Origin of the sequence: Flavobacterium panici, assembly GCF_903819335.1 — a bacterium.
Taxonomy (GTDB): Bacteria; Bacteroidota; Bacteroidia; order Flavobacteriales; family Flavobacteriaceae; genus Flavobacterium; species Flavobacterium panici.
In genome coordinates this window covers 466,338-491,447 of sequence record NZ_CAIJDE010000034.1, presented here as the reverse complement: position 1 = coordinate 491,447, position 25,110 = coordinate 466,338, and the positions used below count along the sequence as shown (strand labels likewise).

Annotated in this window: 21 protein-coding genes and 1 tRNA gene; 7 read left to right on the top strand and 15 right to left on the bottom strand. The window is 32.7% G+C overall.

What is annotated here, in order from left to right; genetic code table 11:
- The first annotated feature begins 11 nt into the window (after positions 1-11).
- Together FLAPXU55_RS08375 and FLAPXU55_RS08370 are read left to right on the top strand one after the other, a co-directional pair.
- Positions 12-497, top strand: a complete 486-nt coding sequence (locus FLAPXU55_RS08375; protein WP_180857290.1) for a C40 family peptidase — start codon at positions 12-14, stop codon at positions 495-497.
- Positions 498-542: 45 nt separating this feature from the next.
- A complete protein-coding gene (locus FLAPXU55_RS08370) occupies positions 543-2,579 on the top strand; it encodes a ComEC/Rec2 family competence protein (protein WP_180857289.1) in 2,037 nt (678 codons plus the stop codon).
- Between the two features lie 6 nt (positions 2,580-2,585).
- Here FLAPXU55_RS08370 and FLAPXU55_RS08365 read toward each other — a convergent pair whose 3' ends face one another.
- From FLAPXU55_RS08365 to FLAPXU55_RS08340, 6 genes are all read right to left on the bottom strand, one after another.
- Positions 2,586-3,035 (bottom strand): hypothetical protein, encoded by a 450-nt coding sequence (locus tag FLAPXU55_RS08365; RefSeq protein ID WP_053470016.1) that lies wholly within the window; start codon positions 3,033-3,035, stop codon positions 2,586-2,588.
- Positions 3,036-3,301: 266 nt separating this feature from the next.
- The gene (locus FLAPXU55_RS08360) at positions 3,302-3,754 is read right to left on the bottom strand and encodes a thioredoxin domain-containing protein (protein ID WP_053470015.1); all 453 of its coding nucleotides are present in this window, start codon (positions 3,752-3,754) and stop codon (positions 3,302-3,304) included.
- 227 nt (positions 3,755-3,981) lie between these two features.
- Positions 3,982-4,449, bottom strand: a complete 468-nt coding sequence (locus FLAPXU55_RS08355; RefSeq protein WP_180857288.1) for a thioredoxin family protein — start codon at positions 4,447-4,449, stop codon at positions 3,982-3,984.
- Positions 4,450-4,500: 51 nt separating this feature from the next.
- Positions 4,501-5,985 carry a peptide MFS transporter gene (locus FLAPXU55_RS08350; protein ID WP_180857287.1) on the bottom strand — a complete coding sequence of 495 codons (1,485 nt, stop codon included), beginning with the start codon at positions 5,983-5,985 and terminating at the stop codon, positions 4,501-4,503.
- 1 nt (position 5,986) lies between these two features.
- Entirely contained in the window at positions 5,987-7,663 is a 1,677-nt protein-coding gene (locus tag FLAPXU55_RS08345) for a peptide MFS transporter (RefSeq protein WP_180857286.1), read from the bottom strand.
- A 35-nt stretch (positions 7,664-7,698) separates the two neighbouring features.
- Positions 7,699-9,870, bottom strand: a complete 2,172-nt coding sequence (locus FLAPXU55_RS08340) for a S9 family peptidase (RefSeq protein ID WP_180857285.1) — start codon at positions 9,868-9,870, stop codon at positions 7,699-7,701.
- 180 nt (positions 9,871-10,050) lie between these two features.
- Here FLAPXU55_RS08340 and FLAPXU55_RS08335 point away from each other — a divergent pair, with 180 nt between their 5' ends.
- Positions 10,051-11,373: a hydroxymethylglutaryl-CoA reductase, degradative gene (locus FLAPXU55_RS08335; RefSeq protein ID WP_180857284.1), complete on the top strand. Its 1,323-nt coding sequence runs from the start codon at positions 10,051-10,053 to the stop codon at positions 11,371-11,373.
- 97 nt (positions 11,374-11,470) lie between these two features.
- Positions 11,471-12,385: a GYDIA family GHMP kinase gene (locus FLAPXU55_RS08330; protein WP_180857283.1), complete on the top strand. Its 915-nt coding sequence runs from the start codon at positions 11,471-11,473 to the stop codon at positions 12,383-12,385.
- 21 nt (positions 12,386-12,406) lie between these two features.
- Here FLAPXU55_RS08330 and FLAPXU55_RS08325 read toward each other — a convergent pair whose 3' ends face one another.
- From FLAPXU55_RS08325 to FLAPXU55_RS08295, 7 genes are all read right to left on the bottom strand, one after another.
- Entirely contained in the window at positions 12,407-12,841 is a 435-nt protein-coding gene (locus FLAPXU55_RS08325; protein WP_053470008.1) for a hypothetical protein, read from the bottom strand.
- Between the two features lie 290 nt (positions 12,842-13,131).
- Entirely contained in the window at positions 13,132-15,231 is a 2,100-nt protein-coding gene (locus FLAPXU55_RS08320; protein WP_053470007.1) for a peptidylprolyl isomerase, read from the bottom strand.
- Between the two features lie 108 nt (positions 15,232-15,339).
- On the bottom strand, positions 15,340-16,599 hold the full coding sequence (locus FLAPXU55_RS08315) for a hemolysin family protein (RefSeq protein ID WP_180857282.1): 1,260 nt from the start codon (positions 16,597-16,599) through the stop codon (positions 15,340-15,342).
- A 2-nt stretch (positions 16,600-16,601) separates the two neighbouring features.
- Complete coding sequence (locus tag FLAPXU55_RS08310; protein WP_053470005.1) at positions 16,602-16,796, bottom strand: hypothetical protein; 195 nt, start codon at positions 16,794-16,796, stop codon at positions 16,602-16,604.
- Between the two features lie 3 nt (positions 16,797-16,799).
- Positions 16,800-17,360, bottom strand: a complete 561-nt coding sequence (gene lptC, locus FLAPXU55_RS08305) for an LPS export ABC transporter periplasmic protein LptC (protein ID WP_180857281.1) — start codon at positions 17,358-17,360, stop codon at positions 16,800-16,802.
- A gap of 52 nt (positions 17,361-17,412) precedes the next feature.
- Positions 17,413-18,639, bottom strand: coding sequence for a hypothetical protein (locus FLAPXU55_RS08300; RefSeq protein ID WP_180857280.1), 1,227 nt, complete (start codon positions 18,637-18,639; stop codon positions 17,413-17,415).
- On the bottom strand, positions 18,632-19,366 hold the full coding sequence (locus FLAPXU55_RS08295) for a type III pantothenate kinase (RefSeq protein WP_180857279.1): 735 nt from the start codon (positions 19,364-19,366) through the stop codon (positions 18,632-18,634). The genes FLAPXU55_RS08300 and FLAPXU55_RS08295 overlap by 8 nt, the downstream gene beginning before the upstream one ends.
- A 104-nt stretch (positions 19,367-19,470) precedes the next feature.
- Between FLAPXU55_RS08295 and FLAPXU55_RS08290 the strand changes: the two genes are divergently transcribed.
- Positions 19,471-19,546: transfer RNA gene (locus FLAPXU55_RS08290), tRNA-Phe, on the top strand.
- A 58-nt stretch (positions 19,547-19,604) separates the two neighbouring features.
- Here FLAPXU55_RS08290 and FLAPXU55_RS08285 read toward each other — a convergent pair.
- Positions 19,605-20,171, bottom strand: coding sequence for a hypothetical protein (locus FLAPXU55_RS08285; protein WP_180857278.1), 567 nt, complete (start codon positions 20,169-20,171; stop codon positions 19,605-19,607).
- Between the two features lie 184 nt (positions 20,172-20,355).
- On the opposite strand from FLAPXU55_RS08285, the gene FLAPXU55_RS08280 reads away from it, so the two are divergent.
- Entirely contained in the window at positions 20,356-21,852 is a 1,497-nt protein-coding gene (locus tag FLAPXU55_RS08280) for an MFS transporter (protein ID WP_180857277.1), read from the top strand.
- A gap of 12 nt (positions 21,853-21,864) precedes the next feature.
- Positions 21,865-22,092, top strand: a complete 228-nt coding sequence (locus FLAPXU55_RS08275) for a DUF6814 family protein (RefSeq protein ID WP_053470000.1) — start codon at positions 21,865-21,867, stop codon at positions 22,090-22,092.
- A 115-nt stretch (positions 22,093-22,207) separates the two neighbouring features.
- Here the strand turns inward: FLAPXU55_RS08275 and FLAPXU55_RS08270 are convergent, their stop codons facing one another.
- A complete protein-coding gene (locus FLAPXU55_RS08270; protein ID WP_180857276.1) occupies positions 22,208-25,075 on the bottom strand; it encodes an alpha-amylase family glycosyl hydrolase in 2,868 nt (955 codons plus the stop codon).
- Positions 25,076-25,110: the final 35 nt, after the last annotated feature.

Below are 25,110 nucleotides of genomic sequence, written 5' to 3'. Positions count from 1 at the left end.
TTATTTCTGTTTTGAAAAAAATACTCGTTTTCTTTCTTTTATCAATCGTATTGGTTTCTTGTAAATCGACTTCGACTGCTGTGAGCAAAAGTGAAACGAAAAAAGAAAACAGATCTATTGTAAAAAATTTAATTGAAACTGCATCAGATAATATTGGCGTTAAATACAAAGCGGGCGGAACTACAAAAAGTGGTTTTGATTGTTCTGGATTAGTGTATACGACTTTCGAATCTGAAAATATAAAACTGCCGAGAAGTTCTTTTGAACAGGCAAAAATTGGAAAAGTAATTCCGCTGAATGACGCCAAAAAAGGCGATTTGATTTTCTTTAAAACAAATAAAAGTAAGCAGATCAATCATGTTGGTCTTATTACCGAAGTAAATTCAGATGAAATTAAATTTATACATTCTTCTACTTCAAAAGGCGTAATCATTTCTTCTACAAAAGAAGCTTATTATAAAAATTCGTTCGAACAAGTGAACCGCGTGATTGAATAAATAAAATATATTTATTTTCTTACAAATTTTTAATACTTTTAAGCCATGAAAGTATTAGATTTTCCTTTAGCTAAAATTACAATTAGCTTTCTTTTTGGCATTTTAGTTTCTTATTATTGTCTGCCTTCCATTCAAATTTCATTTATTTCTCTTGGAATTTGTTCTGCTTTATTTTGTATTAGTTTTTTTCTTTCGAAGAAAAACAAAAAGACAAATCAATTCTTCGGAATAAGCAGTGCTTTTATTTCGTTTTACACAGGAATCTGTGTTTTGCTTATCCATACGGATACTTTTGATAAATCGAATTATACACATTCGAAAACAGCTTTTGAAAAGCCTCAATTTATAACTTTTATATTACGGGAAAAACTCAAAAGCAACGATTACAACGATCGATATATCGGGCTTGTAAATATGATTGAAAACAAAACTTATTCAGGAAAAATTATTGTCAATATTCAAAAAGACAGCACTCAAAATTCCTTAATAATTGGAAATACAATCAAAGTCAAAACTACTTTACAAAAAACAGCTTCAAGCAAAAATCCAAATCAATTTGATTATGCTAAATACTTAGCCGACAAACAGATTTATGCACAGGTTTATTGCAAAAAATCAGAAATCAAAATTAGCCAAACCATCAAAAAAGACATTTGGTACTACTCCGGCCGACTCCACGCTACTATTTTAAAAAATCTGGAAAGCGCTCATTTTAGCAAAGATGAAATGAATGTGGCGCTGGCTCTTATTTTGGGACAGCAGCAGGAAATTTCAGCCGATATTATAAAGGATTATCAATATTCTGGAGCGACACATGTTCTTTCGGTTTCAGGGCTGCATGTAGGCTTTATAATGCTTTTTATCATGTTTATTTTAAAACCAGTTCCCAATACCCGAAAAGGTTCGGCAATTAAATTGGTTTCGATTTTAATTTCGCTTGCGGGTTTTGCTGTTATATCTGGTTTATCTCCATCGGTTTTACGTTCGGTTGTAATGTTTTCTTTTGTTGCCATTGGGAATCATCTTCGCAGAAGCGGAAACATTTATCATACGTTATTAGTTTCCATTTTATTGATCTTACTTTTTGAGCCTTATTTCTTATTTGATGTTGGTTTTCAATTAAGTTATTTAGCGTTGTATTTTATAGTTTGGCTTCAGCCGATATTAAAGAAAATCTGGTCGCCAAAAAACAAAATCGCAATTTATATCTGGGATTCCTTAACGGTTTCATTTGCTGCACAAATTGGAACTTTACCTTTATGCCTTTATTATTTTCATCAATTTCCGGGATTGTTTTTTGTTACCAATATTATAATTCTTCCTGTTTTATCTTTCATCATGATTGCCGGAATTATTGTGATGCTTTTTGCAATGTTCAAAAGTCCGCCCGAAATTTTGGTTTACATTTTTGAAAAAAGCGTTTTCATTTTAAACCAAATGATTCATTATGTCGCATCGTTTGAATCTTTTGTTATTCAGGATATCAGTTTTAATTTTTATTACTTGGTAACGCTTTACTTCGTAATAATCAGCGCGATAATCTGTTCAAAGAAACCCACTTATAATAAACTTGTCATTGTATTCGTATCTATAATCTTATTGCAGCTTTCTTTCATTTACACTAAAAAAGAAACTGCAGATCAAAAGGAGTTAATTGTTTATAATATCAAGAAGAACACCTTAATTTCAAAAAGATTCGGCAATAATATCACACTTTTTACGAGCGATACGACTAGAGACAAAAGCTCAAAAAACAATGCTTTCAATTCTTATTTAGTTGGCAATTTTAGTGTTTTAAATAAATCACAGCAAATCAGCAATGTCTTGTTTTTTAATGGGAAGAAAATCTCCATAATTGACAGCACGGGAGTTTATGAAAATAAAAACAAACCTGATATTGTGATTTTGACACAGTCTCCCAAAATAAATATGGATAGAGTTTTAACCGAATTACATCCTGAAATTATTATTGCAGATGGAACAAATGCGTATACAATTCAAAAAATATGGAAATCAAGCTGCGAGAAAAAAAATATCCCTTTTCATGCCACGGCCGAAAAGGGATTTTATAGATTAAATTAATCCTTTTTATTCTGGGTTTAAAATCAAATTGGAATCAGAAATAAAAGCTTTTACTCCATTTGAATTATACGGAAGTCTCCCTAATAAATTAAAAGCAGTTTTGCCATTTCTAATAGAACCGGTTGTATAACAAACCTCCGGAAGATTGGCAACGCCAAATGCATTTTTTAATTTAATGTTCTGCTCTTTGATTTCACTCGACACTGCTGCATCAGATAAGTCTAACTTTAATAAAATAACGTTCCTGCGAGACCATTTTTCAAATTCTAAGGTTTTAAAAACTTCGTTTTGTAAATTCTCCGGAGCATTAGCAGCAGTAAAAAAAATCAATAGTGGTTTCCTTTCTTCATTACTTAAGGTAATGGCATCAACCACACTCGTTTTCCATTCTAAATTTTGCGATTCAGCAAAACATGTTACTAAAAAAAATAGCAGGATAAGTAGTTTTCGGGTCATAGTTTATTGGTTTTTGGCTGGTTAATAAAACTAAATTAACACAAAACCTGTTGCCAACAATCTCCATTAAAACAAATAGTTACAAAAAAAGTGCATTAAAATGAATTTAATTATTTAAGATTCTTTATTTGAAAAAAACGAAAAATTTACGGTCTTAAAATATTAAATGTACAATTTACATTTTAGCTTGTTTAAAAAAAATATCCCTTTTCAACATAATTGAAAAGGGATTCTACAAATTAAACTAAGAAACTTAATTTAAATTATTACTCACTCGGATGCAGAATATTATTTGATTCTGCAATCCATGCTTTTGCACCTCCCGGTTTGTATGCAATTTTACCAAGGGCGCTAAAAGTTGTTTTGTTTTTTCTTATCGAAGCCATCGCATAACATACTTGCGGCAGATCATCAACTCCAAAAGCATTTTTTAATTTAATGTTTTGTTCTTTATCACCATCTGAAGCTGTAGCGTCTGATAAATCTAATTTTACAAGAATTACATTATCACGCGACCAAACGGCAAAGTCTGGGGTTTTAAATACTTCGTTCTGAAGATTTTCTGGTACACCTGAGGCAGTGAATAAAATTAACATGGGTTTTCTTTCTTCATTACTAATTGCAATTGCATCAGTCATGTTTGTTCGCCATGCAAGCGTTTGTGCGTGCATGAAAAATGAACCTAAAAAAAACAGTAGGATAAGTAATTTTTTAGTCATATTATATATTGGTTTTGGTTAGTATAGCATGACGAAATTAACACAATATTTTAATTATCCAAATTTAATTGCATCAAAAATTACATTATATGTTTTTTTATTTATAAATAAATATCGAAATAACAATTTAAACTTAACAAATGAAAATCTTTTCCTACTAAACAAAAAAACTCCTTACATTACTGTAAGGAGTTTTATATATAATCTTGATTTAAAAATTAAATTCTTTACGATTTTTTAGGATGAACAATTCCATCTGCAACTGTTAACCAAGCCAATGGACCTCCGGCAACATATCCTGTTCTGCCAAGACCTGTAAAATTAACTTTTCCATCTTTTGTTTGTGCGCTTGTAAAAAATACAGTTGGAAATCCCTGGATTCCAAAAGCCTGTTGTAGCTCATTATTTTGGCTTTTAAGCTCTGGCGTTTGAGGTACAGCTCTTGGATAATCCAATTCTACTAAAACAACATTATCAGCAGCCCATTTTTTAAATTCCGGAGTTTTTAAAACTTCGTTTTGCAAACGAATACACCATCCGCACCAGTCGCTTCCTGTAAAGAACAACAACATAGGTTTTTGTTCTTTATTACTTACTGTGATTGCTTCTTTTACATCAGTATACCATTTTAGTTCCTGAGCCTGAGTTGCAAATGCTCCAACTATAAAAAAGGCTATTAGTAATATTCTTTTCATAACATGTGATTTTTTTGCAAATTTAAATAAAAAATGAATTCAAAAATCTATTTATTTTACTTCTTGCATTAACCTTCTAATTAACGGAGTCAAAACAATTAATGCAATACCCGCAATAAGAGAATATAATGCTAATTGATAATATCCATCTGTATAAGCGATAAGTTTAGACATTAAGGTTGTTCCTGTATTGGCATCAGATATTTCGGCCCCTAATTTTCCGGCAGCAAATTGTCCGAAAGCACTAGAAAGGAACCATAATCCCATCATCATTCCAAACAAACGTTTAGGCGATAATTTTGTAATTACCGACATTCCGATCGGGCCAATACACAATTCTCCAAGCGTATACACAAGGTATCCTAAGGCAAAAACGTCTAAAGAACTTAATCCATCTTGATTTACAAAAAATCTGGCAGTGTAAAAAATAAAGAACCCTGCAGCAAGCAAAACAAATGATAAACCAAACTTAATAACGGTATTTGGTTCAATTTTTCGCTTGGCCATAAATATCCATAACAATCCTACTAATGGACTAAAAATAACAACATACAATGAGTTGATACTGTTATTTACCACATTTGGATCAATATGAAAAAACAACATCTTGTTAGATAGATTATCCTTTGCAAACAAAGACAATGAGCCTCCAGATTGCTCTGAAATTGCCATAAACATAAAATATCCAAAAATAAATACAAATGCTGCTAAAAGTTTTCGCTGCTGCTTTCCATCCTTTAACATTATCAGCTCATATACAAAATATCCTAATGCAACTATTCCCATAGTATACATAAAATACTCTGTAAAGTCAGAGTTGATAACCATTATATATACTAATGGAATAACAACAAAAGAACCTACATAAACTGCAATTTCATATAAATTACGTTTTTTTTGCGGTTGATTTTCTAATGGAGAATTTCCAATTGGTGCTAAATGCTTTTTTGTTAAAAGAAAAGTAATTACACCAATAATCATAACGATTGCTGCCGAAAGAAAACAAAGACTCCATGAATAGTTTTTCCCTAAATAAATAGGAATAGCACCACCAAGCATTCCGCCAATATTAATTCCCGCATAAAACAACCCGTAACCTGCGTCACGACGTCCGTCATTTTCATGGTATAATTCACCAACCATTGAAGAAACGTTTGGCTTAAAAAAACCTGTTCCGATAATAGAAAGTGTTATGCCGTAATAAAAGAAATCATGCGGAGAAGCTGCAATCAGCAAATTCCCCAAAATCATTACGATTCCTCCAAAAAGAAGTGATTTTTTAAATCCTAGAATTTTATCTGCAAAAATACCTCCAATAAAAGTAAATGCATAAACAAAAGCCTGAATGGCTCCGTATTGTAAATTTGCTTTTCCTTCAAGCAAACCTAATTGGTCTACCATAAAAAAAGCTAAAACACCACGCATTCCATAGAAACAAAAACGTTCCCACATTTCAACTAAAAACAAATACCACAATTGTTTTGGGTACTTGCCTTTAAAATTCTGAATTTCCTCTAAAGCTATATTATGTTCCATATTATCTTACTCCGTGCATCATTTTTTTCAACAATGGAGTCAAGGCAAATAATATAATTGCAGCGATACCCGTAAGAACAACAAACACCATAAAGAACTCATATAAATTATGAATTTCAAATCCTGCAAAAATAGGATTGTGATCACTAATTTGATGTTTATCTAATAAAGCTAATTGTTCTGCAGTTGGCGTAATTTTTTTATCTAAAACAGCCTGAAGATCAATTCCTAATTCTTTTGCTTTTGCAAATTTATCACCAGTTGCAGGAAGGATTGAACCTAAAGTTCCTCCTAATGCATAACCAGATGCGTTTGATAAGAAAAACACTCCGTATAATAGTGATGCAAAACGTTTTGGAGATAATTTACCAACTAATGACAAACCAATTGGAGATAAACATAACTCTGCACATGTGTTTAAGAAATATAATAAGATTAACCATTTTACAAGTAATAATCCTGAAGTTCCAATGAATGAAACCTGAGTTGCAATCATGAAGAAACTAATTGAAATAATTACTAATCCGGCTGCTAATTTTACTGGCGAAATTGGTTCTTTGTCTTTTGCTCTTAAAGTATCCCAAAGAATACTAAAAGGAACTGCCATTACAACTACAAAAAGTCCGTTGAAGATTTGAACCATTGACGGCGGCATTAGATAACCGAAGAAATGTCTGTCGGTTTGATTATCTGCAATAAAAGTTAATGAAGAACCTGCCTGCTCAAACGCTGCCCAGAAGAAAATAATAAAGAACGAAACGATATAAATTACAATAATCCTGTCTCTTTCAATTTTAGTTAAAGATGTGTCAGAAATAATTAGTCCTGCTAAAGCCAATCCACTTGAATAAATCAAAGTGTAAATTAAATTCTGACCTACAGCATAATGAAAAAAGAATCCTAAACCAATAAATGCAACACCTGCCAATATCAATGCTTTAGTAGAAAAATTAGCTTTTTGCGATTCTCCTTCTTCAAAATCTTCTGCAACATTTTTGGAAGGCAAACCTCCTAATGGTCTTCCTTCCGGAGAAACCACATATTTATTTTTCAGGAAATAGAAAAGAATAGTTCCAATAAGCATTGCGCCAGAAGCCGCCATGAATCCCCATCTAAAAGCATGAATATCTCTAATTCCTCCAGCATCTTTTACGTCTCCTAACAAAGGACAAATAGACTGGCCTAAGAAAGCACCAATATTAATTCCCATGTAGAAAATAGTAAAAGCTGTATCCAGTTTAGTTTTTTCTTGTTTTGGATACAAACTTCCCACCATACTGGAAATATTTGGTTTGAAGAATCCGTTACCAAAAACAATTACACCTAATCCGCAGTACATAATAGCTTTTGCCATTTCCAGATTAGATTCAAAAACACTACCGCTGGTAAACAATAACATTTGACCAATTGCCATTAATAATCCGCCTAAAAGGATACAATTTCTGTTTCCTAAAAAACGATCGGCAATAAAACCTCCTAACATTGGAGTTAAGTAACAAAGTCCAAGGAAACCTCCATAAATTAAAGACGCTTCTTCTTCCTTCATTAATAATGAATTCACAAGAAATAAAGTTAATAAAGCTCGCATTCCATAAAAATTGAATCTCTCCCACATCTCCGTCCCAAACAATACCCAAAGTCCTTTTGGATGCGCAGTTTTTACTTGAGTTTCTCCCATATTATTCACTATATTTAAGGTTAATATTTTTTAAATTATAAATTTTCTTTGATGAAATTAGTCATCTTATTGTAAAGCTGAATTCTCGTTTTTCCGCCATAAATACCGTGGTTTTTATCTGGATATATTTGAGATTCAAATTGCTTATTCGCCTGAATTAATGCTTCCATCATTTGCATTGAATTTTGCACATGAACGTTATCATCACCAGAACCGTGAATCAATAAAAACTTACCTTTTAATTTATCAACATGGTTTATAGGAGAGTTTTGATCGTATCCGCTTGCATTTTCCTCTGGCGTCTGCATGTATCTTTCTGTATAAACGCTGTCATAAAATCTCCAGTTTGTAACCGGCGCAACAGCGATTGCCATTTTAAATACATCATTTCCTTGAAAAATACAGTTAGAAGACATAAAACCTCCATAACTCCATCCGAAAATTCCAATTCTTGAAGCATCAACATAAGGATACGCGCCAATTACTTTTGCAGCATCGATTTGATCTTCAACTTCGTATTTCCCTAATTCTTTTTGCGTTACTTTTTTGAAATCAGCACCTTTAAAACCAGTTCCTCTTCCGTCAACACAAGCTACAATATAACCTTGCTGTGTAAGAGATAAAAACCAGTAATCATCGCTGTTGTTCCAATCGTTGTTTACCTGCTGTGATCCCGGACCAGAATATTGGTACATGAAAACAGGATATTTTTTTGATGGATCAAAATCTTTTGGTTTTAAAATCCATGCGTTTAATTCGTTTCCTTTTGCAGTTTTTAAAACAAAGAATTCTTTTGCAGGAAGATTATACGCTTTTAATTTATCAGCAAGAGCCTGATTGTTTTCGATAACCTGAATTTCTTTTCCTGTTTTTGCCTCGTTTAAAGTATACGTTGTAGGCACTAAATTACTTGAGAAAGTAGTAATAAAATATTGGAAATTCGGGCTGAAAGTTGCCGCACTTGTTCCCACTTTTGTAGTTAAACGGGTTTTGTTTTTTCCGTCTAAACCAATTCTGTAAATATCTCTGTTGATAGAACCATTTTCTGTAGACTGGTAGAAAATAGTTTTTGTTTTTTCGTCGAAACCATAGTAAGACACCACTTCCCAGTTTCCTTTTGTAACCTGATTTTTAAGTTTTCCGGTTTTATCAAACACATAAATATGATTGAAACCGTCTTTTTCGCTTGTCCAGATAAAACTGTTATCTTTTAAAAAAGTCAAATTATCTGTAACATCTACGTAAGCTTTGTCTTTTTCATTCAAAACCACTTTTGCTGCAGCTGTTGTTCCGTCAATAAATAATAAATCAAGATTATCCTGGTGACGGTTTAAAACCTGTGCAGACAATGTATTGTTATCGTTTGTCCATTGCATTCTTGCAATGTAGAAATCATTATAATTTCCTAAATCTACTTTTTTAGAAGCGTTTCCTGCTGCATCATAAATGTGTAATGAAACTACAGAATTTTTTTCTCCCGCTTTAGGATATTTAAACGTTTCGATTGTTGGATATAAATCTTTTTTGAAGATTGACATTGAAAACTCAGGAACCTGACTTTCGTCAAAACGAATGTAAGCTAATTTTTTACTGTCTTTACTCCAGTCAAATGCACGAACAAAAGCAAATTCTTCTTCATAAACCCAATCCGTAATACCATTAATAACTGCGTTTTTCTTTCCGTCTGTAGTTACTGCCGTCGATTTTTTTGTAGCTACATCATAAACATACAGATTGTTTTCTTTAGCATAAGCAATCTTAGTTCCATCCGGAGAAAAAGTTGGCTCCTGAATTTGAAAATCAACAAGTTTCCTTAGAGATTTTGAAGCGATATCGTATAAAAAATAATCTGCTGTAAAAGAGTGACGGAAGATTTGATTTGAATTACAAGCAATTAAAATCTTTTTTTCTGAGGCATCGAAGGTATAGCTGTCAATTCCGTCCTGAAGTTCTTTGTGGTTTTTAGTATCAATAAGGTTCGATACTTTTTTTAGTGTTGCAAAATCATATAAATCAATCTGCATTGTCCGGCTTGCCTGATCAACATTTAGAACCGTATATTGATTTGTATTCTTTAAAGATTGCAATTCGTCCATTCCTTTTGCCCGAAATGCACCACCATAAATATTTTCGACCGTTATTTTTTGCTGCCCAAAAACCGATGCAACTATAAATAAAAGTACTACAGTAATTTTACTTGTATTCATTAGAATTATTTTAAATATAAAAAGAGCCCAATTTTAGTGAAAAAAATAAACATAATACACATTTTAAGTGTTAAATGTTAAAAAAAATAACGATTGCGTACTTCCATGTTTGAAATAGATTACAATCAAAACTCTTAAAATAGTATCTTTGCGGCAACATTATTATTTAATATATTGAGAATGAACAACGCTGTTGCCGGATTTTCGAAATTATCCAAAAAAGAAAAAATTAACTGGATTGCCAATGAATATTTTTCGGCTCCTGATGAAGCCTTGAGTATTATAAGAAATTACTGGAATTCAGATGAAAAGCTCCAACAGCTTCATGATGAATTTATTGAAAATACAATTACCAATTTATACATTCCGCTTGGGGTTGCTCCCAATTTTTTAATCAACGGAAAGTATAAAACAATCCCAATGGCAATTGAAGAAAGTTCTGTGGTTGCCGCAGCCTCAAAAGCTGCAAAATTCTGGGCTACACGCGGAGGTTTTAAAGCAACGATAATTGATACTGAAAAAATTGGCCAGGTTCATTTTACTTTTAATGGTGATGCCGAAAAACTGCAATCCTTTTTTGAGCAGATAAAACCTAAATTCTTTTCTGAAACGCAAAGCATTACCAAAAATATGCAGGAACGCGGAGGCGGAATTTTAGATATTCACTTAAAGGATAAACGAAATTTACTGGAGAATTACTATCAGCTTCATGCCACTTTTGAAACTAAAGACAGCATGGGCGCGAATTTTATCAATTCGTGTTTAGAGCAATTTGCAACGACTTTAAAAGAGGAATTTCAAAATTCTAATTTATTTTCTGAAGAAGATACGCTGACTGTAATTATGAGTATTTTATCTAATTATGTTCCGAATTGTCTTGTAAGAGCCGAAGTTTCATGTCCTATTGAAGAATTAGCCGAAAAACATATTACAAATCCGCAGGAATTTGCAGAACGTTTTGTTCAGGCAGTTCAAATTGCTGAAGTGGAACCTTTTAGAGCTGTAACACACAATAAAGGCATCATGAATGGTATTGATGCTGTAGTTTTAGCAACAGGAAATGATTTTAGAGCCGTTGAAGCTGGAGTTCATGCTTATGCTTCAAAAAACGGACAATATGCAAGTTTATCTCATGCTAAAATCGAAAACGGAATCTTTACTTTCTGGCTTGAAATTCCTTTGGCTTTAGGAACAGTAGGCGGATTAACTTCACTACATCCTCTGGTAAAATTATGTTTAGATATACTTGAAAAACCTTCTGCAAAAGAATTAATGGAAATTACTGCGGTTGCAGGTTTGGCACAAAATTTTGCCGCACTGCGTTCTTTAACTACAACCGGAATTCAGGAAGGGCACATGAAAATGCACCTTAATAATATCATCAATCAATTTGAAGCTACAGACGAAGAGCGTCATTTAATTAAAGCGCATTTTAAGAAAAACATAGTTTCACACAGCGCTGTAGTAGAATTTATTGAAAGTTTAAGAATACAAAATAAATAAAAATTCCAAAAATTACAGCCTTTAAGTAAAATTCCAAATTCCAATTATCTTTGGAATTTGGAATTTAAAATATTGGAGTTTGTTTTAAAATCGAAGCATGAAAACAACCTTTTATAGTAACGGAAAACTATTCATCTCTGGAGAATATTTAGTTTTAGACGGCGCAGACGCCTTTGCATTACCAACAAAATTTGGTCAAAATTTAGTTGTTGAAGATGGCGAAAACCAAATAATAGAATGGAAAAGTTACGATTACGATAACAAACTTTGGTTTGAAACTACGATTTCATTTGAAGAAGTCATAAACAATATTGTTTCTGAAATTGAAACTGTAAAAACAACCTTAATTAATATACTTCACGAGGCATACGTTTTAAATCCGGAATTTATTCAACAGTCAAAAGGATATAAGGTAACAACGAATCTTACTTTTCCAAGAAATTGGGGTTTAGGAACGTCATCTACTTTAATTAACAATATTGCTCAGTGGACGAATATTAATGCCTTTACACTTCTTAGAAACAGTTTTGGCGGAAGCGGCTATGATATTGCCTGCGCCCAAAATAACACTCCTATTTTATACAGAATAGAAAATAATTTTGTTGAGCCTGTTATTTTCAATCCAGACTTTACAACGAACATTTTCTTTGTTTACCTGAATAAAAAACAAAATAGCAAAACTGCAATACATGCTTACAATAAACATAAACAGCAAAATTTAGCTAAAAGCGTTATTGAAAACAATAAAATAACACATGCTATTTTAAATGCTAAATCTCTAAAAGAGTTTGCAAATGCAGTCGAAAAACATGAAATTCATTTAAGCAACATCATGGAAATAAAAACGATCAAAGAAATCGCTTTTCCTGATTTTAATGGTACAGTTAAGAGTCTTGGTGCCTGGGGCGGCGATTTTGTAATGGTAATTTCTAAAGAAAATCCAAGAAAATATTTTGCGTCAAAAGGTTATGACACAATATTAACGTATGACGAAATGATTTTACAGGAGTAATGGTTTGATCAAAGAAGTAAATTAAAAATTTACTTTCTGATCACTAACGTGTTCTGCTTCCAGACGACGAACTTTTTCGTTTTCCTGTTCGTTTGATTCGATAAGTGTATTGTGCAGACGTTCGGCCATTTTTTCTATACTATTCGTGATAGAATCATAAACCAATTCCATTCTGCGATGTTTTTCTTCTTTTACAGCTTTTAAAACATCTTCAACAAAAACCTTATCGTACTTTTCAGCCACAGAATCGCGAGTATTAGTAAGCCTGATCACATAATCGTTACTTAATATAGTAACTTTAAAATGCTGTTCTTCATTGCTCAAATAATACTTGCCTCCTAATTCATCAACATTGATGTCAGTACTGCTCACCTTTAGAAGTTCCGTAATTATTCCAAAAATATGATTCTCGATTTTGGAATAAACTTTAGGTTTTCTTCTCAGTAGATTAAACATAAACATTAAACGCCCCAATTTTTAAAGTATTTGTTTATCATTCTCTTTCAGTTTTTATTTACAATTTGGCAAATAAAGTATACCTCGTTACAATAAAAATTCCGACAAATTAACTGTAATATTTTGAATATCACAAATTTTTTAAGTTATATTTCGATTATTCCCATATAGTTAAGAAAAACATATAAAGTATTTACTACAAAACAGTTATGAAAAAATATTAAAAAAAGAAAACCCGAAACATTCAATTGAATGTTTCGGGTTTCTTGTATGAATTGTTTTACTAGAAACTAGTAATTGAATTGTAATCTGTTGTCTTCAATTTTAGCATTGTTTTTCAACGCTGGTAAAATTCTGCTTGTATCTGATGCGCCTTGAGCTTTTACTTTAGCAACATATTCAGCATGATTTGCAATTGCAGGAGCTTTTACTGTGCTAATGTTTTTCACAACATAAACTCCAGTGTTTCCTTCAATTGGAGCAGAAATTTTGTTAGCAGCTAAAGCAAATGCATTTCCTACTACTTTTGGCTCTTGTCCAACTCCACCAGGTAAAACCGGATTTTCAAGAGTTACGTTTGTCGCTTGTTGTACTGCTACACCAGCGCTTTTTGCAATAGCTTCGATAGTTGAACCTGTTAATTTAGCTTTTAAGATTTCAGCTTTTTTCTTGTTTTTCAAGATTGGCTCAACGTAAGGTCTTGCCATTGTAACAGAAACTAAACCTGATTTGTTTTCGCTTTTGTATTGAGCAATTACGTGCCCAACGTTAGCGATTTCAAAACGTTTTACGTCTCCAGTACTTGTTTCTTTATCAAATGCCCATCTAATGATGTTTCTTTGGTTTCCTAATGGTCCAAATTGCTCATCCATAGCTTTTGCAGAAATTGGCGCTGCAACTTTTAAACCTAATTCTTTTGCAGTAGCAGCAAAATCTTTGTCTGCAGCTTCCATTTCGAATTTAGTAGCTAATGTAAATACTTTATCAGAAGTAGCTTCAGAAGGCTCAATTTTTTGAGCGATTGTAGCTAAACGAATTCCGTCTTGTTTGTCAGTAACTTTGATAATGTGGAAACCAAATGGAGTTTCTACTAAACCAATTTTTCCAATACCATTATTGAATACAAAATCATTGAATGGTTTTACCATTTGACCTTGACCAAAGTATCCTAAATCACCACCTTGCTGTGCAGATGAATCATCAGAAGCTGTAAAAGCAAGCATCATGAAACTATCTGGATTAGCCTGAACTTGTGCTAAAATTTCTTCAGCTTTAGCTTTAGCTTCTTCTTTAGTTCTTTTTTCTTTTGGAGATGGAGTTTGAGAACCTTCATAAGCAATTAAGATATGACTTGCTTTTGCGTTAACTCCAGCTTTAAATCCTAAAGATTTAGAAATAGCATAATATTTTCCGTAAACATACGGTCCGTAAATTGCTCCGGCTGGTAAGCTGAATAATTTATCAGCATCAACTGCTGGTAAAGCATTTTTAGGAACATATGTAGAATCGTAAGGAACGTCAGAATTTGCGTTTACGAATTCAGCAATATTAGTTGCATTTTTAAAACCTGGCAATGTATCGTTTTTACCAGTTTTTGCATTGTATTCTACTCTACCATTTAATAAAGCAGTAATCTTAGCTTTAATATCAGCTTCGTCTTGTTTAGAAGCTTTATCTTCAACTAAAACGTATTGAATTTCACGAGTTGCATCCGCTTTGAATTTTTTCTCGTTTTTCTTCATATAATCTACGATATCTGAATCAGAAATTTTTACTTCACTATCTTTAATAGAAGAATATAAAGCTCCGGCATAAGCAAAGTTTACTTTGTTAGCTTCCATTTCATACTTCAACTTTCCTTCACTAGCAGTTGTATAAAGTCCAGATTTTATTAAAGTATTGTAAATTTGAAATTTTGCGTTTAATTCAGCATCTTTTTCTTTTGCAGTAATAAATTGAGCTGCTTCAGGATTTGTTTTGATGTAGTCTTTAAATTTTGTAACATCAAACATTCCTGCTGCATTTAAAAACATAGGAGCTTTTCCAATGTTCGGATCTGCTTTTAAAACTTCAATTAAGTGTTTTTCACCAACTCTCAATCCTAATTTATCAAACTGAGTTGATAATAATGCGATTGAAACTTCTTGATCCCAAACTCTGTTTGCAGCTTCAGTGGAAGTAATTCCTTGACCACTTTTTTCAAGATTACTAACTTTAACTCTAAAGTCTTCAAATGAAATATCTTTTCCATCGATGCTTCCTACATCTTTTGAACTTTGACCAAATGTTCCTCTAGTAAATAAATCTTGTATTATAAATGCAAATAATGCAAGTGCAATAACACCTATCAATAGAGCTGAACGCTGTCTAATTTTTGCTAAAACTGCCATTTTAATTATCGTTAATTTTATATTCAGTTTGCGAAAATACAATTATCTAGTTAATAACAATACAACTAGCGTTTTATTTTACACAATTTTTTTTAATTCTTTAAAAATTTACTCTTTTATTGTCAATCTGACCAATTCAATTTTGTTGTTTGACGCCTGTTCTATAACGAAATGATACCTGTCAATGACAATCTTTTCGCCCTTTTGCGGAATTTCTTTGGTCGAATTTACAATAAAACCTCCTAATGTTCCGTAGGAATCTTCCTCCGGAATCATCAATTTGTAGGTTTCGTTTAAATACTCTACATCTAATCGTGTCGAAAACAAATACTTACCTTCTCCTAATTCCTGTTCTATTAGTTCTTCATCTAAATCATGTTCGTCTTCGATTTCGCCAAAAAGTTCTTCAACTATATCTTCTATGGTTATAATTCCCGAAGTTCCTCCGTATTCATCTAAAACTACAGCAACATTTTTTCGCTTTTTAATTAAAAGATCTAAAGCATCTTTAATTAAAATGGTTTGCGGCACAAATTCAACGGTCATTAAAACCGATTTTATAGTTTTTGGCTTTTTAAACAAATCAAATGAATGTACATATCCCACAATATCGTCAAGGGAGTTTTGACTTACAACAATCTTAGAATATCCTGTTTCAATAAAAAGTTCTTTTAAATCTGAAACTGTTTCAAATAAATCTATCGAAACAATCTCTGTACGCGGGGTCATAATATCGCGCGCTTTTACCCCGGAAAATTCTAATGCGTTCTGAAAAATCTGTATTTCTGAATCGACTTCTTCATCATCTTCAACATAATTCATTTGCTCTGTAATATAATTTCCCAGTTCTATTTTACTGAAATACAATTGCACCTGATCGCCTTCTGTCTTGAAAAATTTCTTCAAAACAAAATCTGAAATCCAGATAAAAAATGTTGAGATATAATAAAAGAGTCTGTAGAAAAGATAAGCCGGAACTGCAAATACCTTAATTAATGAATTGGCATAAATTTGAAAAAATACCTTCGGGAAAAATTCAGCCGTTATTAAAACTATAAAAGTTGAAATCACAGTCTGAACCAGAATTGTTGTTAAATAAGAGAATTGAAATCCAAAACCAATTATCCATTGAAGCACAACATCTCCCATATAAAACCCATAAACTACAAGTGCTACATTGTTTCCAATAAGCATTGACGCAATAAATTTTGAAGGGTTTTGGGTAAGTTTGGTTAAAATTTGAGATAGAAAATTATCTTGTTTTTTTTCAATTTCAAGATAAATTTTGTTTGAGGAAATAAAAGCTATTTCCATTCCTGAGAAAAAAGCTGATAGTATTAAACATAATATTATAATACTAATCTCCATGTTTACTGTTTTTTATTACGATCATCAAACCTCTTGGTAAACCTTCTTCTAAAGAAAAACATAAAAATCGCCATTCCGGCAATTAGAAAGCTTAACGGATAATTTACATTTCCTTCGTTTAGTTTTATTACACCGTCGTAAATAAAGAAAACCGCAAATGCTATGTAAACGTATTGTGTATATTTTAAGTAACCCATAATTTATAATTTATCATCATTTGATTCAATTTCACCGCTTATTCGCTGTGAATTGATCACTTTAAAATCTTTGCTGAAATCAATTCCCTGTCCGTAAGAAACTCCTTTTGCATCTGTAAGCTTAAATTTTCTTTCGGTATAAAACCATTCATTTTTCTGGTCAAAATACAATTGCTCTGTTTCCAGAACCTGACCTGCTTCTGATGTGATTTTAACTTTTCCCTGCAAATCAATTATACCGGTCGTTTTGTATGAAACGGCATAATTTGATCGTATAAAAGTACGCTTTTGTTTTTTATCGTATAAAGTAACATCGAGTCCTTTAGGAAATTCTGTAAAAGGAAAGTCAAGATTGGAATAATCCAGCATTTTTGGACTTATCAAAACGCCTGTTATTCTTCCTGAATCTGTATATTTAATGTTTACGGTATCTGCATCACTTCCTGGAACGAACTCTGAGAAGTTAATTTTCTGGACATCTTTAAAATTACTTTCGCATCCAAAAAACAGTGTCACAGCAAAAACTGTGACAACATTTATGATATATCTCTTTGGTAAATTCATCTGCCAAATGTAATAAATTGTGACGAGGTTAAAAAACCACGTAAATTTAGGTTTAGTTAAATTTACTCTTCACAAACCATCTGTCGTTAAATGAGAAGCCTACGCTGAAGTTCATATAATTTTCCTGAACCAATCCAGCAGAAGTTGTTCCTCTTTTTCCAAATTCGATTCCGAAATTTACATTTGAAAAAGTTCCTGTAATTGGGAATCCTGCTCCTAATGACATTCCAACATCGTTGATTGATTCGTTGTTCACTATTAAACCCAGTTTTTCATATTTCAAACCAGCTCTATAGGTAATTCTGCTAAAGTAACTAGCAAACGAACTATAGTTTGGAATATAGTAACCTCCTACTGCATATTTAGTATACTTTTCATATCTAACATTTGGGCTTGCGTTGTAATAATTAGCAAGCTGACCTGTTCCCTGAAAAGCAAGTGTAGTACCTACTAACCATTTTCTTGCCTCTCCGATACCTGCTCCGAAAGTCAATTTATTTGGAAGTTTTAATTTTGTGTCAACCGGATCTGCAGTTACTGCATCCGGATCTCCATCAACTTCAATTACTCTTGTACTAACTGAATTTAATGTACTTCCGAAAGTATAGTTTAAACTCGTGTAAACGTTTAGCTTTTTTGTAATTTTAGTTTGATACATTGTACCAATATTAAAATTCACACCCGATAATTCAGATGAATTTGTTTCTCTGGTTGCATTTTGCACATCAGTCACAGCTTCAATTGTCGTTGTTGTGATCTTACCGAAGTTGTATTGCAAATCTGCTCCAATGTTCCACTTTGGTGTAATTTTATATCCTAAACCAAAGAATACTTTATTAACACCACCTTTTCCTTCAAGCTGGCTGCTAACTTCATTTGGTCCGGCATTAAAATCTGTGATTTTATAACCAACTGATGATAATGGAATCAAACCAAAACCAGCTCCAAATTTGCCCATAGGAATTCCTAATGCCAAATAATCGAAAGTTGATCTTTGTGCTTTTGAGGATTCTGTGCTGCTTTTGATAGTATTAGTTCCAAAAGTTCCTCCTACTGAAAAAGTAGTTTGACCCAGACTGGCATAACTTGCCGGATTTTCAATATTCAGGTGAATACTATCCTGTTCAACCGCAACTCCTGCCATGCTTCTGTTTTCAAGAGTTCCTTTAAATCTTGTATCTCCAATTCCGTAGAAAGAATATGGTGACGAAGTACCTTGCTGAGCAAATGAAACGAACGAGATAAGCAGACAAGCGCTTATTATAATTTTTTTAATCATTGTCGATTTTATATTGAAATGTTTGGTTCAAACTTTCCAGAAGGAAATTTGAATTGGCAAATATGGTATTTTTTAATCGTTTAGCCAAAAATTCTGCATCACCTCCCGTTAAAATTATTATAAAATTTGAAAAGTTCGACCGATATTCATCGATAAAACCATCAATTTCATAGACGAAACCATTAACAACTCCAGAATGAATGGCTTGTGCAGTCGAGTTTCCTATATAGGAATCTGGTGCTTCTAAGGTCAGTAACGGCAGTCTGGCCGTGAAATTGTGCAAAGATTCGTAGCGTAAACGAAGTCCCGGAGAAATCGCGCCGCCCAGATAATTATCATTTTCGTCGATAAAATCGTAGGTTATGCAAGTTCCGGCATCAATTACTAATCTATTTTGCTTGGGAAATTGTAAAGTTGCTCCAGCGGCCAAAATCATTCGGTCTATTCCTAAAGTTTTTGGTGTTGCATATTTATTGATGAAGGGAAAAATATCTTCATGGGTAAAAAAATGAATGTTAAGCTGTTTTTCGAAAGTCAAAAATGATTGTTTTTCGACATTTCCAACTGAAGCAACAACCAAATCAGAGCAGTTTTGAAATTTTTCTAAAATTTTTGTAATTTTTTTTTCGAGTTCGTTTTTCTCAAAAACAAAATTCTCAAGAACAGTACTTCCCTCAAAGACAGCTGCTTTAATTCGAGTGTTTCCAACGTCAACCGCTAAAGTCATATTTATTTTTTTACCCTTGCGAAGATACGAATTGATTTTTTTAAAAAAATGTTTTGGATAAACGAAAAATGATTCTATCTTTGCACCCGCAATAAGCACCACACGGTACCTTAGCTCAGATGGTAGAGCAATGGACTGAAAATCCATGTGTCCCTGGTTCGATCCCTGGAGGTACCACCAAAACCCACTCAACCGAGTGGGTTTTTTTGTTTTTACATATTTTCCTGAAAAGCATCAATCATTTTCTATAATAGCAACGATCCATTATACCAAATACGTCTTGGACTAATTTAATGTTAGCATTTGATGTTACTATTTCATAGGGATGATTCATAGGTGAATAATACTGAACTATCTTTTCATCATTATGTCTTATTTCTAATATATATAATGATGCATGTCCATGATCATGTGCACAATTTTGATAGTAGCTCTCTTTCTTCAAAATTTCTAAGATATTTTTTAGGCGCATTTTTTCTTCCAAAGAAAGAATTACTGCCTCCGTTGAATTTTCTCTTTTTTTGATAGCATTGAATTCTTTATCAAAGTCAACTATCAAAAAAGTAGAATTCTTAAAACCTTCATTCCAACGACACATAAGAATTCCATTTTTTATTTTATCAAAATCTTCAAACTGATTGATGTTGAAATATGAAGAAGAATAAAATGCTTTGTAATTTGAAGCCAAATCTTCTGGAGTAACAATTGAAACACTGCATTCACTTTTAGCAGAAACTATCTCTTTGCGAGTTGTACATGCACTTAAAATTAAAAAAACGATTAACAGCCCTATTTTCTTTTTCATAATAATTTTAAACTTTTACTCTCATTTAATTAATTTCAAATGTAAATTAAACAGTTAAATCTTATAAGTCAAATTTTAAGTTGTTTTTGTTAAAAAAGTATTAACTAAATAAAAAAATATCCGTTATATTCGTGAAATCGTATTATAGCTTTTTATTTATTATTAAAAACACAGAGCGTTTTTTATGGGTAAAACTTCTACTAAAGGCATTTGGAAAGTAATTTCTGCCTCTTCTATGGGAACAATGATTGAATGGTATGATTTCTATATTTTTGGAAGTTTGGCCGTTGTAATTTCAACCAAATTTTTCCCGAGTGATAATCCCACCGCTGCGTTTTTATCGACTTTAGCCACTTTTGCTGCCGGATTTGTTGTTAGACCTTTTGGAGCTTTGTTCTTTGGAAGATTAGGCGATATTATTGGCAGAAAATATACTTTCATGGCTACGTTATTATTAATGGGAGGTTCTACCTTTTTAATAGGATGTATTCCGAGTTATGAAACGATTGGTTTTCTTGCTCCATTATTAGTTTTGATTTTACGTTTATTACAAGGTTTAGCCCTTGGCGGAGAATATGGCGGCGCGGCTACTTATGTTGCAGAGCATGCTCCTGTTGGTCAAAAAGGATATTGGACTTCGTGGATTCAAACCACAGCAACTGTTGGTTTATTTATTTCTTTAATGGTAATTCTGGCTACTAAAAATATACTTTCAAGCGAGGCTTTTGATTCCTGGGGATGGCGCGTTCCTTTTTGGGTTTCTATTGTTATGGTTGGTGTTTCTTATTTGATTCGAAAAAATATGGATGAATCGCCTGTTTTTGCAAAAGCGAAAAAAGAAGGGACTACAAGTACAAATCCGCTAAAGGAAAGTTTTGGCAATAGATACAATCTAAAATTTGTTTTGCTGGCTTTGTTTGGAGCCACAATGGGGCAAGGTGTTGTTTGGTATACCGGTCAATTCTATGCTATGAGTTTTATGAAAACGGTTATGAATGTAGAATCTTCTCAGGTTGATAGCTTACTGGGAATTGCATTATTATTAGGTACTCCGTTTTTTATTGTTTTTGGATGGCTGAGTGATAAAGTAGGCCGAAAGTATATTATGATGTCTGGAATGCTGCTTGCTATTTTGTTTTACAGACCTATATATAAGATGATGTACAATACTACTGATGTTAATTACAAAACCGAAATCGTAGAAAGAACAACCCAAAATACAGAAACAGCAAAAAATAATGATGTAATTACCACAGTTTCAAAAACCTATACTGACGGAACTACGTATATTGAAAAGAAGACAGATTTTGCTAATAAGAAGAAATCTCAAAGCAGTGTTATTATTAATATCAATTCTGGCGATGAATGGACCTTAATTTTTTTAGTTTTCATTCAGGTTATTTTTGTTACAATGGTTTATGGGCCAATTGCGGCATTTTTGGTTGAGATGTTTCCAACTAAAATTAGGTATACTTCGATGTCACTTCCTTATCATGTAGGAAATGGAATTTTTGGAGGTTTACTGCCGGCCATTTCGACTTATTTTGTAACGCATGCAAAAGCGGCCGGAAAAAGTGATTTTTATCTTGACGGACTTTGGTATCCTATTATTATAGCTTCAATCTGCTTTGTGATTGGAATGATTTACATAGACAACAAAAACAAAATTAATCATCTTTAACATTTTATGAACATGGACAAAATCAAACAAACTTTAGGCGTTTTATGGGTTATTTTGGCAGTTGCAGCCGCTTATTTCTGCGTGTTTGAATTTGGCTTACCTAAATTATTATCAGACCAGCAAGATGATTTAGTTTTTGGCATCATTATTCTTTTTATTCTAACGCCTCTTATTGTTTTGGGCTTAGGGACTTTTGGTTATTTTGCCGTAATTGGGGAATACAACGATAAAAAGAAATAAACGAAAACAATAAACAACTAAACCAGAAAAGGGCTGTCTATTTTTCAATAGAACAGCCCTTTCTCATTACTAACCAAACCAAATTTTTAATCTGTTAGAGATATATTTTCAGCGTTTATTTTTTGATAAACTTCATTACCTGAACTTTGTTATTTTCATCTGAAGCTTTTACGACATACAATCCTGTTTGTAATTCGCTTACGCCAAATTGAAAATCAGCATTACCATTTGAAGCAAAACTTTTTACTAATTGTCCCGAAATTGAATAAACCTGAACTTTTGTAAAAGCAGTATTTAAGGTAAAGTAATTTGAAACCGGATTTGGATACAAACTCACTGTATTTCCTTTTTCAAAATCTTCAATAGCAAGATTTGCTGTTTTATTACCATAAATTCTGTATTCTCCTGCTGGTAAACTTATTGCAGCATTTACATCCGTAACATTAATCGTTGTATTATCCATTAAATTGTACCAAGTTCCTGTGTAAGGAAAGCCTGTTGCAACATTTTGTGCAGAAGTACCAAAATTGGCTAAAATCACAACATCTTTTAATTGTGTTGAAGCTAAACTTGCATTTGTAATTTTGATGTTTACTGTTGATGAATTAGCATTTGTAATTGTAGAAGTTCCTAAAAATACCGGCTCTACAGTTTTAAGCGTTATCATTTTTGCCCAATCGTTATAAATTTTACTACGATTTGAATCTCCTAACCAATTGTTTACCCATTGCGGCTGTGGTTTTGTATCTAATTTACAATCTCCTGCTATTGTTGCTGAAGCATCGTTTACAGTTCCATCGTTACAAGTGTAAATAGATTTCTCCCACCCTAATTCTCCAAAATGCCAAATCATTTTTGGTCCCGGAACCAGTAATGAAACCGCTCCAATTGCAGACATTCTAGATAAAGCTGTATTTAATGTTTTTACATTGTATGAACCATTTGAAGCTCCGTATTGAACATTTTTATACATCAGTCTTTCTTCATCATGACTTTCTGCATAACCCATTAAACGGTTTGCTATAAAACCACGACTTGCACTTGACATTCTTGTAATATTACTTGTGTATCCCATTGACAATTCATTGTATTGATCTGTCATTTTTCCCCACATCATAATTCCTTTACTTGGCGTTTCGGCAATTCTATAATTTGCCCATTGCTGCTCCTCTGTATCAGTTCCTAAATGTTCAAAAATAGTATAATGTGTTGGATCTAAACTCCATGAATAATCAGCATATTTTTTTAGAATATCAACTCTATCCTGCTGATAACCATTGGTACAAGATTCATCAGAAGCTGTACAAGCTTGTGTAAATCCTTTAGTTAAATCCCAACGGAAACCATCAATTTTATATTCTTCAATCCATTGTTTGATAACACGATTAACATAATACTGTGTTTTAAGTGATTGGTGATTAAAATCTTCTCCAACACTATACGTATGCTTCGCAACCATATTAAAATAAGGATTTTCGGCCGTTGGAGATCCAAAACCGTCTCCATCAGGATCGTTCATCCACATTCTCACCATTGGATTTCTTCCAAAAGCATGGTTTAGCGCAACATCAAGAATAACTGCGATTCCGTTTTGGTGGAATACATCGATCAACTCTTTTAGTTTATCAGACGATCCATAAAATTTATCCAAAGCCATGTGAAATGAAGTATTATAACCCCAGCTTTCATTGCCTTCAAATTCCATTACCGGCATTAATTCGATTGCATTTATTTTAAGATTTTTAAAATAATCTATCCTATCTATTAAACTTTGATAATTTTTAGCAGCATCAAAATCACGAACTAAAACTTCATAAACAACCAATTTTTCTTTTGCCGGTTTTGTAAAGTTCGTTACTTGCCAATTATAAGGAGTTTGTCCAGTTTTAAGTACTGTAACTTCAAATTGCTGCCCTGCTGGATAAGCAGGAATATTTGGATATGAAGCTGCTGGAATTCCCGGATCATCATAAGGAGATAAAACCAAAGTAGAATACGGATCGGCAGTTTTTACCATTGCAGGTGAATTCGCTAGTGGTGTCGCATCTACAACCCAATATTGATACGTATTATTTACACCAGAAATCAAGCCAGTTAACTCCAGCCAAAATTTACCAGAAGTTGGATCTTTTTTCATGGCATACGCCGAAGTTGGCTGCCAGTTATTGAAACTTCCTGCTACGTAAACAAAATCTTTTAAAGGTGCGTCTAAAACTAAAGTTGCTTTTGAAGCATCTGCACTATTATAATTAATTCCGTCAACCAAGCCTGTTGGCATCGCTGCTGAAACAGTATTAGGATTTACTACAACCGAGAACTTTTTTACTATAGTAACTGCTCCTTGAGTTGCGCTTAATTCATAACTTTGATTACCTGTAATATTAGTATGCGAATACGAGTAACTTGCTGTGTTTGTATTTGTATTGATAACCGTTCCATTTGCTTTTAAAGAATAGCTTGCGTTTCCGTTTGTATTTGTCGCTGTAATAGTAAAATTAGAACCAGAAGCTATAATTGTTGCGCTATTTTCAACTGGTGCAGATAGATTTACCTGAAAAGATCCTACCTCAACTAAAATATCCTGAGACTTTTTATCGCCTGTTCCGTTTTTAGCTTTAATTAAAAAACCAATTTTTCCAATTCCTGTGGTGTTGTAATATGTTGTTGGAACAATTGTTTTTGTATAAGTATCTGTGCCTGCATTATAAGTAAACTTACTGGCATCACTTGAAGCTTCCCAAGAACCATTGTTTGGAGTACCTTTTTGTGTAGTATCGTTTGTGTCAAAAGCCCATGCCCACATGTAAAGAGAATGATCTGCAACTCCCCATGTAGCCTCATTAATACTGTTTCCATTAACTGTAATAGTTATAGAAGTAGTTTCTTCAAAAGCTGCAGGACTAACAGAATAGGTAACCGTTTGTTGCTGTGCAAAAGAAAACACAGACAATAAAAGGAAAAATAAGAGTAAAGTTTTTTTCATAATAATTCGGTTAGTTAATTATTAAAAAAGGGCTA